Below are 14,070 nucleotides of genomic sequence, written 5' to 3'. Positions count from 1 at the left end.
GCCGGAGTGTTTATTCTCCGGCTGTTTCCTTTCCTATTCTCAAATGAAAAACGTGCCTCGCCGTCTCGCCAAGCTGAGCGAGCAGCTTATAATTAGCAATGCCGCCGACTGCGGCTCCTACTCCCGGCAACAGCTGAAACAGCTTCATGACGTCGATATAATCGCGATATTCCTGCTGGAACACTCTCCAGTCGATGCTCTTTTTCTCCGTCTCCCAATTGTCAATGACAGAAAAAAGCGATTTACGGCCATCATCACTTGAAAACGCAAGCTGAAATACAAGCAGTAAAAACATTCTTTCTTCTGAATCCTTCACATCAAAGCCATAAATTGAGGATAAGGTAAATAAACATTTCATCTTAATCGAAAGCAGCAGCGGGAAATCGGCAATGCCTAAAAATATGCCGCCCGCTCCGGTGCCGACTCCCTCAGCAGCCGCCACCTTCTGATAAGATGCAATCGTTTTTTTCGCCAGTTCGTTTTTTTCACTGAGCGAAAGTGCGCTTGTATCCTTCTTATAGGTAATGATATTGGAGCCCGCCATCGTCGCTTCCACCATCTTTTTCACACTTTCGGTGACGACCGAATGGATTTTTTCAGGAATCCGCTCATTCACCTTCGTTTGCACACGCTTCGAAAAGCGTTCAAACATGGAATCTTTTCGCAAAAAATGCATTTTCCATTGAAGGGCTTCCTGCATCAGCAGCTGATTGTCTGTCATTTGACCTACCCCTTTTCAGCTCACAGCTTGCCATGTTTTTTCAGTCTGGTTGTCATATAAGACGGCAGAACAGCAAAAATCAAAACGGCAGAACCGAGCAGCGCGTACAGAAGACCTGTCATGCCGGCAGCATAGGCAGATGCAGCAGACATCAGCAGCGCTTGAACGCTAAGTGCAGTTTTTAATAAAGAGAAATAGCTTTTCAGCTTCATTTCTTTTTTGACAGGGTAAAGCTCTTGAAGCGCCAGGTGATCAAAGTGCCCAAACAGCGGCAGAAGCTGAATCCCCGTAATGAAAATGGTAAACACAGTCAAAACCCCTGCAATGAGCGGGCTTGCCGACACATACATAATAATCAGCGCGAAAATAATCGTTAATCTGACGAGAATGCCTAAATAATCACTTGAACGCAAAAAGGCGCGAGTGAACATGTAGGCAAACGTTTTCCGCTGCTCAAACGGCACAAGCCGCAGCAAAAAGTCGAGATACGCCCTGCGTTTCGCTTGCTTTCGTAAATGGGGCACATCAGTGAACAGGTTGGCAATCCGATAGAAACGCTGCTTTCGTCTCAATTCGGACTCAATATGGCTTTCCCATTTAAATGTTTTCCGCTTTGCTGAGGAAGACATATACAGATAAAAAGCAGCCATAATGGCATAGACAACAAGCGCATACATATAAACAGATTGCAAAACAAAATAGAGAACGAGCGTATTCGCCACGAAGCGAATGATAAGATCCATCCGTTTCATGCTTCGGTCATTCTGAAAGGTCGTGCGCCATTCCAGCACCTGATTCCACGCTTTCAAAAGCAAAAGCTGGATGAAGACCGCCGCATACGATATGAGCGAAGCCCCCGGTGAGACAGCGAAATACAGCGGCATTGCGACAAGACTCAGTGCAATCAGCGGAAACAGCTGAGACACAAAGCTGTAGACAAACGCCTGCTTCAAGTAAGGCTCCATTTTTGCCTCAAGCGGCAATAAGAAAACAAGGTCAGCCTCCTTCAAAAGCGTCCGCACATAAGAGCTTGTCAGCACGAGCGAAAACAGTACGGCCATCACCCAAAAGGACGGAAAATGAGCGGGAATGTCCCGTATCCATTTGCTGTACCAGCTTGCAGCGCCCGCGAGAAAAAAGATCAAAACAATGACGAGGTGATCGTTGAGCATGTATTTCATGTAAGTTCTTGTTTCTTTGATATGCTCCTGCAGCCGCGACTGCCAAATATCAAGCATATTATTCATGGCCAGCGTCTTCCTTTGTAAGCTCAAGATACAAATCGTCCAGCGCCGCGTCTTTCATTCCAAACTGCTCTCTGAGCTCGGACAGCGTGCCGCGCGCCCGCACCTCGCCGTTATGTAAAATAATAAACGAATCACAATAGCGTTCTGCCGTTGCCAAAATATGCGTTGACATCAGCACGCTCGCCCCGCCCTTTTTCGCTTCATTCATTCGCTCAAGCAGCGCGTTAATCGCAAGCGGATCAAGCCCCAGAAAAGGCTCATCAATAATATAGAGCGAGGGCTCAGCCAAAAACGCGCACATGATCATCACCTTCTGTTTCATTCCTTTAGAAAAATGAGCCGGGAACCACTTCAGCCTCTTTTCCATTCGGAATTCCTTTAACAGCGGCGGCAGCCTTTTCTCCATCGTTTCTTTTGACAGGCCGTATGCCATGGCTGTTAATTCAAGATGCTCCATCAGTGTCAGCTCTTCATATAAAACAGGCGTTTCAGGTATATAGGTGAATTGTGAACGGTAGCCTTCCGGATCCTCAGCAAAGGTTTTTCCATTTAATTCGATCGATCCTTTATGCGGGTCCATCAGCCCGATGATATGTCTGATTGTTGTACTTTTACCAGCACCATTCAGCCCGATTAAGCCGACAATTTGATTCGGTTCAAGGGTGAATGACACGTTTTTCAAAACCGGATTTCTTGTATACCCGCCGGTTACATCATTTACTGATAGCAGAGACATAGTTTCTCCCCTTATATTGTTTTTCTTCATAGTACCAAAAACGAAGCCTGATTTGAAACAATTCCCTTTTAACAAATAATCAATTTGCTGTCATAAAGAAACAGGGTTCTGGACATGATAATAGTCGTAGAGGAAAAGCATATCAACTGAAAAATGAGGTGTTTGTCAAAGACGTCTTAGATACAGTTGGATAGAAAATCAACATGTCCAATGCTGAAACCATTTCTCTTCACTGAATTGATGAATTCTTCATCTATGAAGCAAATTGTCAAATGAGGTGTTTATCGCAGGAATCGTTAGGCATTAAACAAGTCTTCATTTTATTAACAAATGAGGTGCTTACCAAAGGCATATCACATTTTCTTCATATAAGCTCTTCCTCTGCATTCAGGGTGAACGCTCGCCGTTCATCCTGTTTTCTATTTCCTGCATTTCTGTGGTACGATGAGTGTATACATACTAAACAATTTCATAAGGAGGAACCCCTCATGCATTGTGCAGAGAATTGTATCTTTTGTAAAATTATCGCCGGCGACATCCCGTCAGCAAAAGTGTATGAAGATGAACATGTGCTGGCCTTCCTTGATATCAGCCAAGTGACAAAGGGTCATACGCTTGTCATTCCGAAAACGCATATCGAAAATGTGTATGAATTTACGGATGAATTAGCAAAACAATATTTTCACGCCGTTCCGAAAATCGCCCGCGCCATCCGGGATGAATTTGAACCGATCGGCTTAAATACGCTGAACAATAACGGCGAAAAAGCAGGACAATCCGTTTTTCATTACCATATGCATATCATCCCGCGCTACGGAAAAGGAGACGGATTCGGAGCGGTTTGGAAAACGCATGCTGACGATTACAAACCGGAGGATCTGCAGAAGATTTCTTCCTCTATCGCAAAACGCCTGACCTCATCATAAGATGAGGTTTTTTGTTTGTGAACATTTCACAAACATTCGTCAATTTCTTTTGATTATTCTAATTTTTTTATCAAAAAACTGAATTTTTGTGATAGGATAATTGTATTATTTTATACATAATCGTGGAAAACAGGGAGAGATCATGATGGAACGTACAACGAATTTTAACGCAGGTCCTGCAGCGCTGCCATTGGAAGTTCTGCAAAAGGCACAGAAAGAATTTATTGATTTTAACGAATCCGGCATGTCTGTTATGGAGCTTTCTCACCGCAGCAAAGAATATGAAGCGGTGCACCAAAAAGCGAAAAGCCTTTTAATTGAACTGATGGGCATCCCGGAAGATTACGAAATTTTGTTTCTTCAAGGCGGGGCAAGCCTCCAATTCTCCATGCTTCCGATGAACTTTTTAACACCTGAAAAAACCGCGCATTTTGTGATGACAGGAGCTTGGTCTGAAAAAGCCCTCGCTGAAGCAAAGCTGTTCGGGAACACCTCTGTGACAGCCACTAGTGAAGCGGATCATTACAGCTACATTCCGGAGGTTGACCTTACGAAGGCAAAAGACGGCGCGTATTTGCATATCACGTCCAACAATACGATTTTCGGCACACAGTGGCAGGAGTTTCCGAATTCCCCTATTCCGCTCGTCGCTGACATGTCCAGCGATATTTTAAGCAGAAAAATCGATGTGTCCAAGTTTGACGTGATCTACGGAGGCGCTCAAAAGAACCTCGGCCCTTCCGGTGTAACAGTAGTTATCATGAAAAAAACGTGGCTGCAAAATGAAAATGCGAACGTTCCAAAAATCCTGAAATATTCAACGCATGTCAAAGCGGATTCACTCTACAACACGCCGCCGACATTTGCGATTTATATGCTGAGCCTTGTTCTTGAATGGCTGAAGGAAAACGGCGGTGTTGAAGCTGCCGAACAGCGCAATGAACAAAAAGCGCAGGTTCTCTACAGCTGTATCGATGAAAGCAGCGGATTCTATAAAGGACATGCCAGAACCGACAGCCGCTCCCGCATGAATGTGACCTTCACGCTTCGTGATGACGAATTAACAAAAGCATTCGTTCAAGAAGCAAAAGAAGCCAAAATGGTCGGCCTTGGCGGACACCGCTCAGTGGGTGGCTGCCGCGCTTCTATTTATAACGCAGTGTCTCTCGAAGACTGTGAAAAATTAGCTGCGTTCATGGTGAAATTCCAGCAGAAAAATGAGTAAAAAGTCTGGCTATGCAAACCGTTCGTTTGGTATACTGTTTGCATATCACATTCTTTAAGCCTTCGCAATAAATGATGAGCATATTATTGGAGGGCAAGAAGCTTAGCAGAGGAGAGCATAGATATGAAAACAAAAGAGTTAGTTATTATGGCTCTGTTTGCCGCAATCGGCGCAGCGCTCCATTCCATTATTCCGCCCTTTTTAGGCGGCATGAAACCAGATATGATGCTAATCATGATGTTCATGGGCATCCTCCTGTTCCCAAGAGTGCAAAATGTACTCGTCATCGGAATTGTGACCGGAATTATTTCCGCGCTTACAACCGCATTTCCGGCGGGACAGATTCCCAACATCATTGATAAACCCGTGTCAGCGTTTCTGTTCTTCTTCCTGTTCCTCATGTTCAGAAAGAGCCGGAAAACAAGCGCAGCCGCTGTACTGACAGCGATCGGGACTATTATATCGGGGATTGTCTTTTTATCATCAGCTTTATTGATCGTCGGTTTGCCTGGCGGTTTCGCCGCATTGTTCGCAGCTGTTGTTCTGCCTGCCGCTGTACTGAATACAATCGCAATGATCATTATTTTTCCGATTGTGCAAACCATTTTAAGGCGTTCGAGCATTATGGAAGCTGTTAAATAATTACCATCCAAAACCTCTTCCGCTTCCGGGAGAGGTTTTTTCGGACAGAGAGCCCGCAGCATGTCTGCATGTTTTAAGCGAAGAGTTTTGTGAAAAAGATAAGACATAGTGTAAAGGCAGTTCCGGTTGAACAAACAAACGCTTTCTGCCGGATAACCTTCTTGGGCGGATAAGAAGCAGCCTGGCTGAGAAGTCTGATATAGTAAACAGCCCCTGAAGCGAAGGCGAGGGTGATACAGGACAATACAATCATAAAGACAGACAACCTTCTCCCTCCTTTTCACTTAAAAAATATGCTAAAATAAAGCAAGCTATGTATAGAAGTTCAGGGCTTTCAACAAAAATTGAAACATGCTGAATGAATCCTATTTTCAAGAAAAAGACGGGGTGATTGTAATGGCAAGCGGACGTTCTCTATTAACAGGACTATTCGTAGGCGGCATCATCGGAGGAGCAGCGGTTCTTCTTACCGCACCTTCCTCAGGAAAGCAGCTGCGTGAAAAAATGAAAACCAATTATGATTCTTTCGAAGAAACGATCAAACGCTTAAAATCAGACGGGCTTGCGTTAAAAGACCAGCTGATCAAAGCGGCCAAAGAAAGCACAGATGTGATTAAAGACGTGAGCGGCGAGCTCCAAACGTCAATTAAAAAATGGCGGGAAGAGATCAAGCCTCATCAGCAGGATTTGCAAAAAGAAATTGCTGATATTGAAGAGAAAATCAGACAGCTGGAGAAAACCTTACAAAACTAATATCCTATTCTAAACAAAAAAATGCGGCCCCAATGGGAACCCGCATTTTTTGTTGCCGAAAAAGCCTCTCACCGCAACGGATTTTGAATTTATTAAAAAATTCTTACACTTTCATCTTTATTAATCTTTATTTTATTGGCATAATAGAGAAAAAGAAAAAGAGAAGCAGGTGACGTAATGAATCGAGTGGAACCGCCTTATGATGTGAAAGAGGCTCTTGTCTTCACCCAGAAAATGGCTCAGCTTAGCAAGGCTCTTTGGAAATCGATAGAGAAGGATTGGCAGCAATGGCTCAAACCGTATGACTTGAATATTAATGAACATCATATTTTATGGATTGCGTATCAGCTGAATGGAGCATCCATTTCTGAGATCGCGAAATTCGGGGTCATGCATGTATCAACGGCATTCAACTTTTCAAAAAAGCTGGAAGAACGGGGATATTTAAGGTTCTCCAAACGGCTGAATGATAAACGGAACACATACGTCCAATTAACCGAGGAAGGCACTGAGGTTTTCTGGAGCTTGCTTGAGGAATTTGATCCGACTCGCAATGCGGTTTTTAAAGGGTCACAGCCTCTGTATCATTTATTCGGAAAATTCCCTGAAGTGGCAGAAATGATGTGTATGATACGCCATATATATGGCGATGATTTTATGGAAATTTTTGAAACGTCTCTGACCAATATTGACAATGACTTTGAAAGCGTAAACGGAAAACTGAAGAAAAAAGCTAAGGACAGTGCGGCGGATGAACTGGCAGAAGAGCTAGAACCTGTAAACAGTTAATCAAAGTGCTTCATAATGTCGATAAAGACTTCCATCAGCTCTTGATAAAGCCCCTGTTCATACAGGGCAAAAATCGTTTCATGAACATCTAATTTTTCATTCAGCTGTCCGGCAAAAAGCGCAAGGAGCTTATCGAAGGTTACAAATCCTTGCGCTTTTTGTGCTGCCAGCTCTTCTGACAATTCAACGCATATCCTCATAACCTCTTCCCCTTCTTCCTTGCTCAGCCCTTTATCAATGAGAAGCGCATAGAAAGGGTACCTGTCCATATCTACTGTTTTCACTAATAATTGTATGTAATATTCCAATCGCTCAATGCGATGATCCATCGAATCCATCCACACCACTTCTTTCTATCTTTAATCTTATTTTAGCTGATAATTGACTGAGAAGAAAGTTCTAAACCCATATTTCGCAGTTTGTTTGCCCGCTTCAAAAAAATACCTGCCTTATGATATTTTTTTCTCAAAAAAGCATTGATTTTTTCTCTTGGGAGGAGTAAATTATTTTGAGATTCTATTCAAGATGTATGGAAGGATGACTTTGATGAATTGCTGGAAGACCATAAATCTCATGAAGGATTATGGCGCCATTCGCATAATATTAACTGCTGTATGTTTTATGATTTCGGTTTTTATATCTACTTTTTTAGCATTTGAGCTGCTGCGGCCTGGCACAAGCTTAAGCGATGAATATGTACCTTTATTCGGCGGTTTGCTCGTCGTTATTTTATTTGTACATAAAGTCATTCATGTCCTGCCAATCATCTGCAAAAAAAGAAAAATAGAAAAAAAGTTTTACATCTTGCGTATGCGCACATGGAAACGAATACCAAAAACAACAATGCTGATTTCACTCGTAAGCCCGTTCTTGCTGATTACGCCTGTATTATTTTACGCCGCGCTGGCATTTCCAAATCACGCTCATTATTTCTGCATGATTTCAGGCATTCATGCAGGCTACTGTCTTCCTGACTTTTTGCTGGCTCTCAAGCTGATACAAGCGCCAAAAGCCTGTTTTATTGATCAGGAAGCGGACGGCTTGGATATTCTTGTTGAAAAGTAGCACAACCTTGGCGCTATTGGCGATTTTTCAATTTGCATTCTATCTTTTTTAATAAATATTTGGTAATGTAATATGGGACAGTTCAGAGAGAGGGGGAATCTCCCATCATTTTATTCTATTTTATCGTGGCTGCCGTGTTTATTTTATATTTTATAAACAGGCTCACCAATACATTATGCCTTGTCAGAGAGATTCCTGAAGAGCGGCAGGATAAGGTATTTCGATTTATTAATGTTTCTATATTAATTTTACTGATCTCTTCGTTTGTGGAGATCTCCTTTACAGTGTAAATACGAAAGAAAGCATAGCTGCGATTTAGCAGCTATGCTTTTTATTTTGATTAGCACAGCCAAGAAGCGCCGATGATAATCAATAAAATAAATAACACAACCAATAAAGCGAATCCGCCTGCAAATACCTCACCCATCTTAAAAAGCACCTCCTGTAAAAAGCTTTATTTACCAATTACATCTTATGCAATTCATGATTGAAACGATTAGGCGCTAGTGAAAATAAAGGATCGCTTATCTTGCAAGCGATCCCCGGGCTGCTTAGTAGATGTAAGCTGCACCTACGATGATAAGCAAAATGAACAGTACTACGAGCAACGCGAATCCGTTAGAGTATCCTCCGCTCATGTTACATACCTCCTTTTCTTGATCAATATATAAGTATGTCATCAGCAAAAATTTGACTAGACGAATGCCCTTTATTTAAAATCTTTTTACAGAAAGCCACAATATGTTATGATACGCATAGGTAATTTAATTTGGAATGATTAGGAGTGTTTGAAAACTATGAAGAAAATCGCAATAGCAGCTATCACTGCAACAAGCATCCTCGCTCTCAGTGCTTGCAGCAGCGGCGACAAAGAAGTGATCGCAAAAACAGACGCAGGCGATGTAACAAAAGGCGAGCTTTACACAAACATGAAGAAAACAGCCGGCGCGAGCGTCCTGACACAGCTCGTGCAAGAAAAAGTATTAGACAAAAAATACAAAGTGACGGATAAAGAAATTGACAACAAGCTGAAAGAATACAAATCACAGCTTGGTGATCAATATTCAGCCCTCGAAAAGCAATATGGAAAGGATTACCTGAAAGAGCAAGTGAAATATGAATTGCTCACACAAAAAGCGGCTAAAGATAACATTAAAGTTACAGATGCTGATACTAAAGAGTACTGGGAAGGCTTAAAAGGCAAAATCCGCGCAAGCCACATCCTTGTCGCTGATAAAAAGACTGCTGATGAAATAGAGAAAAAGCTGAAAAAAGGCGAGAAATTTGAGGACCTTGCGAAAGAATACTCTACAGATGCACGTTCAGCATCACAAGGCGGGGACCTTGGCTGGTTCGCCAAAGATGGTATGGTTGCTGATTTCAGTAAAGCTGCATTCAACTTAAAAACAGGTGAAGTCAGTGATCCTGTCAAAACACAATACGGCTACCACATCATTAAAAAGACAGAAGAACGCGGCAAATATGATGATATGAAAAAAGAACTGAAATCCGACGCGCTTGAACAAAAACTAGGTGACAATGCAGCTGTTCAGGAAGCTGTTCAAAAAGTCATGAAAAAAGCTGACATCGACGTAAAAGATAAAGACCTGAAAGACACGTTTAATACGGAAAGCAGCAACTCTTCTTCCTCTTCAAACGGTTCTAAATAATAAAAAAACTGTGCAGGCTCATTGAGCCGCACAGTTTTTTTTATGCGATGGAATGGTTTTGATTTTCTTCATCATGCTGTTGAGAACTGCGGCGTTCTCTCTCCTTTTCCATCCTCTCTATATAAATCTGCCCTTCTTTTTCAATAAACGATTGATCTACTTTTTCTTCCTCTTTGGCTGCCGCCACAAGTTTATATGCACTGAAAATGATGCCTACAATACAAAGATACACCCACCATGGAAAAAACAACACGGGCTCCTCCCCCTTTTTGCATAGATTCTTTATTGTTAACCATATGCGGGAATGAGACGAGTTATGAGCGTCAAAAGCGCATAAAAAAGGACTGACCTGAATGATCAGCGTCAGTCCTTTTTTGATTATTTGTGAAAAGTCGGTTTATAAAAGGAACGGTTTTCCAGCGCAAATACACGTTCAGTATATTCGCCCGGCTTCACGCGCTCAAGCGCTCTGTCCATCATGTTCATTTTGGCATCCAGATTATCGATATAGTGTAAAATTTCCGCTTCCTTCACCATCGGCGGTTTCGGGCTTCCCCATTCTGCTTTGCCGTGGTGACTCAAAATCAAGTGCTGAAGAATTAACACCTCTTCACAATCGATTTGAAGCTCCTCAGCCGCTTTTGACAGCTCCGTCACCATAATCGAAATATGGCCGAGCAAATTGCCTTCGACCGTATACGAAGTGGAAACAGGGCCAGACAGCTCTTTCACTTTTCCAAGGTCATGCAGGATAACACCGGCATACAGCAGATCGCGGTCAAGAGACGGATATAAATCCGCAATGGATTTTGCCAGATTCAGCATCGAAACGACATGGTACGCTAAGCCTGAGACAAACTCATGGTGGTTTTTCGTAGCCGCCGGATAATCCATAAATTCAGCTTCGTGTTTTTTGACTAAAAACCTTGTGATCCGCTGGATATACGGGTTTTTCATTTCAAATATATATTGAGTGATGGTATCCATCATTTCATTTTTCGGAATCGGCGCGGTTTCTAAAAAATCATCAATATTGACGTTTTCATGCTCGCTTACTGGTCTGATATTTCTCAGCTTCAGCTGGGTGCGCCCGCGATAATGGTGAACATCCCCCACGACTTTCACAATCGTCTGCGGCGCATAGGTCACTTCATCACTTTGCTTGGCATCCCACAGCTTTGCTTCAATATCACCTGACTGGTCTTGCAGCATCAGTGTTAAAAACGGTTTCCCATTGCTGGCAATCCCTTTCGTCGAGGATTTAATCAATAGATATTGGTCCACCTGTTCGCCAACTTCATGTAGCATAATCCCTTTAGCCATTCTATTAAAGCTCCCTCCGTATCTTACATAATACCAGTATATCACATACCGATTTACAGCTATAGAACCTCTTTTATGACACCAAATGGATGACTTGGCTGCTTTGAAATGCATCTTTGACATGGTCATGGCATGTAAAATACAAAATCTGTCTTCCGCCTTCAGATAAATCATAAAGAACGTCTAATACACGTTTCAGCCTTTCCTGATCAAAATGAACAAAGCTGTCGTCAAGCTGGAACGGAAGCCCTGCCCCATCCTGGCGCGTAACAGCCAAGGCAAACCGGATCGCTGTATACAGCTGCTCGCACGTCCCTTGTGACAGCTCTTCCGCATGATAGACAGTTCCGTCATCACGCATAACGATAATGGAGTCATCCGTTTCAGAAAAATAAATCGCCTTGTAGTTTCCGTCAGTCAGCGGGCGGAAAAATTCTCCGGCTGTCTCCAGAAGGCGCGGAAGCTCGACTTTTTTATGACGTTCCAATTTATTTGTGATTACCTGTTTAATCATTTGGATCGAGGCCCATTTTTTAGCTGACTCTTTCACACGCTCTTTTTGCATTTCGATTTGCAGCTTGAGGTCCGAGACCAAACCTGAAGCCTCTAATTGTTCCTGTTTGACAAAGTGCAATGCGATTTGACTGCGAAGCTGCCGGATCTCCTCAGTCAGCCGCTCTTTTCTATCATTCTCACTGAATTGCTTGTTTTCCAATTCAGAAAGCGTATTGGAATCCGCCAGTTCAAGCTCCTCCGGATGCCCGCCTTGAAGCTGTGCGTTTATGCGATGCAGCTTGCTCTCTGTCTCCTTCAATTGCCTGCTGATGTCTGCGATGGTGCAATACTCATTTCTGTCTTTTGCACCCGCCGCAGCAAATAACTGTTCGATCTGCGCTTGGAAATACTTTATTTCTTGTTCCAGCTCCAGCATCTGTTCCTTTGTATAATGAATATCTGTTTCAATTCCCTTTTTTTGCTTCTCAATTTCTTTTTCACGTTCAACGTTTTTTTGCAAGGTGTGAAGGGCGTCCGAAATAGAGATGTTCTGACTATGATTCTCAGACATGAGCATGCTGACTCGTTCTTCGAATGTGCGCCGGTGTTTTTTCAGCCGCCCTGCTTCAATTGTCAGCTCATGTTTTTTCTTCACTTCTTTTTTGACATCCTTCATTAAGCTGTATGCATCAAGCAAAAAAGACGGATCTTCCTTAAACCCAAGCTCATTCATAAAACGCTCGGCTTGAGTAAAGGACGGGGCCATATCGGCCTCCCACTGTTCAAACTGCTGGATGACCCTTTCATACGCCGCCTCCTTTTGCTGGAGCACTGCACGCTGTGTGATGAGATGCTGTTTATTGCGGTCATCCTCCCATAACGCTTCTCGAAGCGCTTCAGCTTCTGCCGGCGAAATGTCCGTCATCGGCTGTCTCATCTCCCGGCTGTTTCGAGAAGGCGGTGTTTTTTTTCCTGATGCAAGCCCATACACAATAAGTGCAGCGCCGATACTTATGGCGGGAATCCATTGCTGCAGCAGCAGAAAGAGGACAATGAACAACATACCAGCTGCAATGACCGTCTTTTTCTGTTTCGCCTGCTGCCGTTCAAAAAAGTTCAGCTGTTCTCTCAGCTCCGCTTGTTCCTGATATTGCCCCTGTGCTTCATCATATGCTTTAAGAGCGGCTTCTTTATCTTTTCTCTGACTGTTTTCAAGGATGGCGGACGAAGCGGCTTGGACGGCCTTTTCTGCGGCTTCCAGCTCCTGCCGGGCAAGTTCAAACGTCTCATCAAGCTGCCGTTTTCGATCTCTTGCTTGTACGTATTGCTGCACCGCCTGCTGAAGCTGCCATTCATAGTCATATGACGTGTTCATCGTCAGGAGCTCATTTTCATCCGTTTTATTGAGCTGTTCCAGCCCTGCCGCTGCCTGTGCAGACGACTGGCGCAGCTGTGCCTGAATCGCGGCGAGCTGTTCACCGCAGGACTGGTACATATGAAACGCTGCCGAAAGCTCTTGTATGAGCGTTTCCTTCGCCAACAGTTCTTTATCTGGGGTAAGCCTTTGCCTTTGTTTGTCCAGCTCCGCCATTTTCACCCGAAGCGCCTCCAGCTGTGCGGATTTCGGGTGAAGATGAGATTCATATTTTTCCAGCTGATGAAGTCCGTCAGCTGGAAATTGTCCCGCCTGTTCCGGATATTGTGCCATCTCCTGTTCAAGTGCCGCTTTTTCATGCAGCAGCGGATTCAGCTCAATGGCTCCCTCAATCGTTCGGATATATCCTGCGGTCTCTTTCAATTCAGTTTCTGCTTCTGCAAGACGGGCTTCAAGCGTTCTTTTTTCCTCGAGAATCTGGTGATAGCCCGCTTCTTCTGCTTCAGCCTGTTTTAGCTTTATTGCCAGCTGCTTAAGCGTTTCCAGCTCCTGATTCAATTGGGGATTTCGCCCGTTTGGTTTATAGAGCCTTTCGCTTTCCTTCGTCAGCCGCGAATCAAGCTTAGAAACTGCCTCAGCGCCAAACAAGCTGGAAAACAGCAGAAACTCCCCAATCTTGTCCCGATTAAAGGCGTGAATTTCCTGCAGCCCGAATACGTCAAAAGAATAGATGGCTTTATACAGCGACCTGTCCGTTCCATGGAACAGCTGCTTTAAAACATCTCCCTGCATCACTTCGCCCTTTTCTGTGTACACTCTCAGCTTTTCGGCAGTCCCTTTCGTGCGTTCGATCTTCATGACCCCGTACTCAGGATGTTCAGCTTCAAGAATACCGCCGTAAACACCGCCTGTTTTCGGTTCATATTTTTTCGTTTTCGGAAAACCGAACAGCATGCTTTCAATAAATGACATCATCGTCGTTTTTCCTGCCTCATTTAATCCGTAGATTACTTGGACAGGCGAGGCGGAAAAGTGAAAGGCCTGATTGGAAAATTTCCCGTAATTATATATATGTAAAGATTTAATTCGCAAAGCCTTCACCG

General features: G+C 43.5%; 18 protein-coding genes. 8 read left to right on the top strand and 10 right to left on the bottom strand.

What is annotated here, in order from left to right; genetic code table 11:
- Positions 1-10 precede the first annotated feature (10 nt).
- Genes V756_RS0100390 through ecsA form a run of 3 tightly spaced genes read right to left on the bottom strand, consistent with a single transcriptional unit; the run spans position 11 to position 2,704 of the window.
- Positions 11-721, bottom strand: coding sequence for an EcsC family protein (locus V756_RS0100390; protein ID WP_024712893.1), 711 nt, complete (start codon positions 719-721; stop codon positions 11-13).
- A gap of 20 nt (positions 722-741) precedes the next feature.
- Positions 742-1,968 carry an ABC transporter permease gene (locus V756_RS0100385; protein WP_024712892.1) on the bottom strand — a complete coding sequence of 409 codons (1,227 nt, stop codon included), beginning with the start codon at positions 1,966-1,968 and terminating at the stop codon, positions 742-744.
- Positions 1,961-2,704: an ABC transporter ATP-binding protein EcsA gene (gene ecsA, locus V756_RS0100380; RefSeq protein WP_024712891.1), complete on the bottom strand. Its 744-nt coding sequence runs from the start codon at positions 2,702-2,704 to the stop codon at positions 1,961-1,963. The genes V756_RS0100385 and ecsA overlap by 8 nt, the downstream gene beginning before the upstream one ends.
- 488 nt (positions 2,705-3,192) lie before the next feature.
- Here ecsA and V756_RS0100375 point away from each other — a divergent pair, with 488 nt between their 5' ends.
- The 3 genes from V756_RS0100375 to trpP all read left to right on the top strand — a co-directional run bounded on the left by V756_RS0100375 (position 3,193) and on the right by trpP (position 5,497).
- Positions 3,193-3,630 carry an HIT family protein gene (locus V756_RS0100375; RefSeq protein ID WP_024712890.1) on the top strand — a complete coding sequence of 146 codons (438 nt, stop codon included), beginning with the start codon at positions 3,193-3,195 and terminating at the stop codon, positions 3,628-3,630.
- Between the two features lie 145 nt (positions 3,631-3,775).
- Positions 3,776-4,855, top strand: a complete 1,080-nt coding sequence (gene serC, locus V756_RS0100370; protein WP_024712889.1) for a 3-phosphoserine/phosphohydroxythreonine transaminase — start codon at positions 3,776-3,778, stop codon at positions 4,853-4,855.
- Between the two features lie 123 nt (positions 4,856-4,978).
- The gene (gene trpP, locus V756_RS0100365) at positions 4,979-5,497 is read left to right on the top strand and encodes a tryptophan transporter TrpP (RefSeq protein WP_024712888.1); all 519 of its coding nucleotides are present in this window, start codon (positions 4,979-4,981) and stop codon (positions 5,495-5,497) included.
- A 73-nt stretch (positions 5,498-5,570) separates the two neighbouring features.
- On the opposite strand, the gene yhzF is transcribed toward trpP, so the two are convergent.
- Positions 5,571-5,762 (bottom strand): membrane protein YhzF, encoded by a 192-nt coding sequence (yhzF, locus tag V756_RS0100360; protein ID WP_024712887.1) that lies wholly within the window; start codon positions 5,760-5,762, stop codon positions 5,571-5,573.
- A 131-nt stretch (positions 5,763-5,893) separates the two neighbouring features.
- Between yhzF and V756_RS0100355 the strand changes: the two genes are divergently transcribed.
- Together V756_RS0100355 and V756_RS0100350 are read left to right on the top strand one after the other, a co-directional pair.
- Complete coding sequence (locus V756_RS0100355; protein ID WP_024712886.1) at positions 5,894-6,250, top strand: YtxH domain-containing protein; 357 nt, start codon at positions 5,894-5,896, stop codon at positions 6,248-6,250.
- 177 nt (positions 6,251-6,427) lie between these two features.
- Positions 6,428-7,039, top strand: a complete 612-nt coding sequence (locus V756_RS0100350) for an HTH-type transcriptional regulator Hpr (protein WP_024712885.1) — start codon at positions 6,428-6,430, stop codon at positions 7,037-7,039.
- Here V756_RS0100350 and V756_RS0100345 read toward each other — a convergent pair.
- A complete protein-coding gene (locus V756_RS0100345; RefSeq protein WP_024712884.1) occupies positions 7,036-7,377 on the bottom strand; it encodes a YhaI family protein in 342 nt (113 codons plus the stop codon). The two genes, V756_RS0100350 and V756_RS0100345, sit on opposite strands and share 4 nt — an antisense overlap.
- Before the next feature lie 208 nt (positions 7,378-7,585).
- On the opposite strand from V756_RS0100345, the gene V756_RS0100340 reads away from it, so the two are divergent.
- Together V756_RS0100340 and V756_RS1000000123160 are read left to right on the top strand one after the other, a co-directional pair.
- The gene (locus V756_RS0100340; protein WP_024712883.1) at positions 7,586-8,104 is read left to right on the top strand and encodes a DUF3267 domain-containing protein; all 519 of its coding nucleotides are present in this window, start codon (positions 7,586-7,588) and stop codon (positions 8,102-8,104) included.
- 107 nt (positions 8,105-8,211) lie between these two features.
- Positions 8,212-8,394 (top strand): hypothetical protein, encoded by a 183-nt coding sequence (locus V756_RS1000000123160; RefSeq protein WP_024571667.1) that lies wholly within the window; start codon positions 8,212-8,214, stop codon positions 8,392-8,394.
- A gap of 50 nt (positions 8,395-8,444) precedes the next feature.
- Here V756_RS1000000123160 and yhzE2 read toward each other — a convergent pair whose 3' ends face one another.
- On the bottom strand, positions 8,445-8,531 hold the full coding sequence (gene yhzE2, locus V756_RS01000000121630) for a sporulation protein YhzE2 (RefSeq protein WP_032681524.1): 87 nt from the start codon (positions 8,529-8,531) through the stop codon (positions 8,445-8,447).
- Between the two features lie 124 nt (positions 8,532-8,655).
- On the bottom strand, positions 8,656-8,742 hold the full coding sequence (yhzE1, locus tag V756_RS1000000123155) for a sporulation protein YhzE1 (RefSeq protein WP_003327753.1): 87 nt from the start codon (positions 8,740-8,742) through the stop codon (positions 8,656-8,658).
- 159 nt (positions 8,743-8,901) lie between these two features.
- Here yhzE1 and prsA point away from each other — a divergent pair, with 159 nt between their 5' ends.
- A complete protein-coding gene (prsA, locus tag V756_RS0100325) occupies positions 8,902-9,774 on the top strand; it encodes a peptidylprolyl isomerase PrsA (RefSeq protein WP_024712882.1) in 873 nt (290 codons plus the stop codon).
- Positions 9,775-9,814: 40 nt separating this feature from the next.
- Here the strand turns inward: prsA and yhaL are convergent, their stop codons facing one another.
- From yhaL to V756_RS0100310, 3 genes are all read right to left on the bottom strand, one after another.
- Positions 9,815-10,027 carry a sporulation protein YhaL gene (gene yhaL, locus V756_RS0100320; protein WP_024712881.1) on the bottom strand — a complete coding sequence of 71 codons (213 nt, stop codon included), beginning with the start codon at positions 10,025-10,027 and terminating at the stop codon, positions 9,815-9,817.
- Between the two features lie 125 nt (positions 10,028-10,152).
- Positions 10,153-11,097 carry a 3'-5' exoribonuclease YhaM gene (gene yhaM, locus V756_RS0100315; RefSeq protein WP_024712880.1) on the bottom strand — a complete coding sequence of 315 codons (945 nt, stop codon included), beginning with the start codon at positions 11,095-11,097 and terminating at the stop codon, positions 10,153-10,155.
- Positions 11,098-11,170: 73 nt separating this feature from the next.
- On the bottom strand, positions 11,171-14,068 hold the full coding sequence (locus V756_RS0100310; RefSeq protein ID WP_081719738.1) for an ATP-binding protein: 2,898 nt from the start codon (positions 14,066-14,068) through the stop codon (positions 11,171-11,173).
- Between the last annotated feature and the right edge of the window lie 2 nt (positions 14,069-14,070).

The organism is Bacillus tequilensis KCTC 13622 (genome assembly GCF_000507145.1).
Lineage (GTDB): Bacteria > Bacillota > Bacilli > Bacillales > Bacillaceae > Bacillus > Bacillus tequilensis.
The sequence above is the reverse complement of the archived record's forward strand: the minus strand, read 5'-3'. Positions and strand labels throughout refer to the sequence as shown.

Coding starts and splice junctions, on each gene's coding strand:
- yhzE2 (WP_032681524.1), bottom strand. CDS start 8,531: ATGGGTGAGGTATTTGCAGGCGGATTCGCTTTATTGGTTGTGTTATTT.
- yhaM (WP_024712880.1), bottom strand. CDS start 11,097: ATGGCTAAAGGGATTATGCTACATGAAGTTGGCGAACAGGTGGACCAA.
- V756_RS0100355 (WP_024712886.1), top strand. CDS start 5,894: ATGGCAAGCGGACGTTCTCTATTAACAGGACTATTCGTAGGCGGCATC.
- prsA (WP_024712882.1), top strand. CDS start 8,902: ATGAAGAAAATCGCAATAGCAGCTATCACTGCAACAAGCATCCTCGCT.
- yhzE1 (WP_003327753.1), bottom strand. CDS start 8,742: ATGAGCGGAGGATACTCTAACGGATTCGCGTTGCTCGTAGTACTGTTC.
- V756_RS0100390 (WP_024712893.1), bottom strand. CDS start 721: ATGACAGACAATCAGCTGCTGATGCAGGAAGCCCTTCAATGGAAAATG.
- trpP (WP_024712888.1), top strand. CDS start 4,979: ATGAAAACAAAAGAGTTAGTTATTATGGCTCTGTTTGCCGCAATCGGC.
- V756_RS0100375 (WP_024712890.1), top strand. CDS start 3,193: ATGCATTGTGCAGAGAATTGTATCTTTTGTAAAATTATCGCCGGCGAC.
- ecsA (WP_024712891.1), bottom strand. CDS start 2,704: ATGTCTCTGCTATCAGTAAATGATGTAACCGGCGGGTATACAAGAAAT.
- V756_RS0100345 (WP_024712884.1), bottom strand. CDS start 7,377: ATGGATTCGATGGATCATCGCATTGAGCGATTGGAATATTACATACAA.
- V756_RS0100340 (WP_024712883.1), top strand. CDS start 7,586: ATGAATTGCTGGAAGACCATAAATCTCATGAAGGATTATGGCGCCATT.
- V756_RS0100350 (WP_024712885.1), top strand. CDS start 6,428: ATGAATCGAGTGGAACCGCCTTATGATGTGAAAGAGGCTCTTGTCTTC.
- serC (WP_024712889.1), top strand. CDS start 3,776: ATGGAACGTACAACGAATTTTAACGCAGGTCCTGCAGCGCTGCCATTG.
- V756_RS0100385 (WP_024712892.1), bottom strand. CDS start 1,968: ATGAATAATATGCTTGATATTTGGCAGTCGCGGCTGCAGGAGCATATC.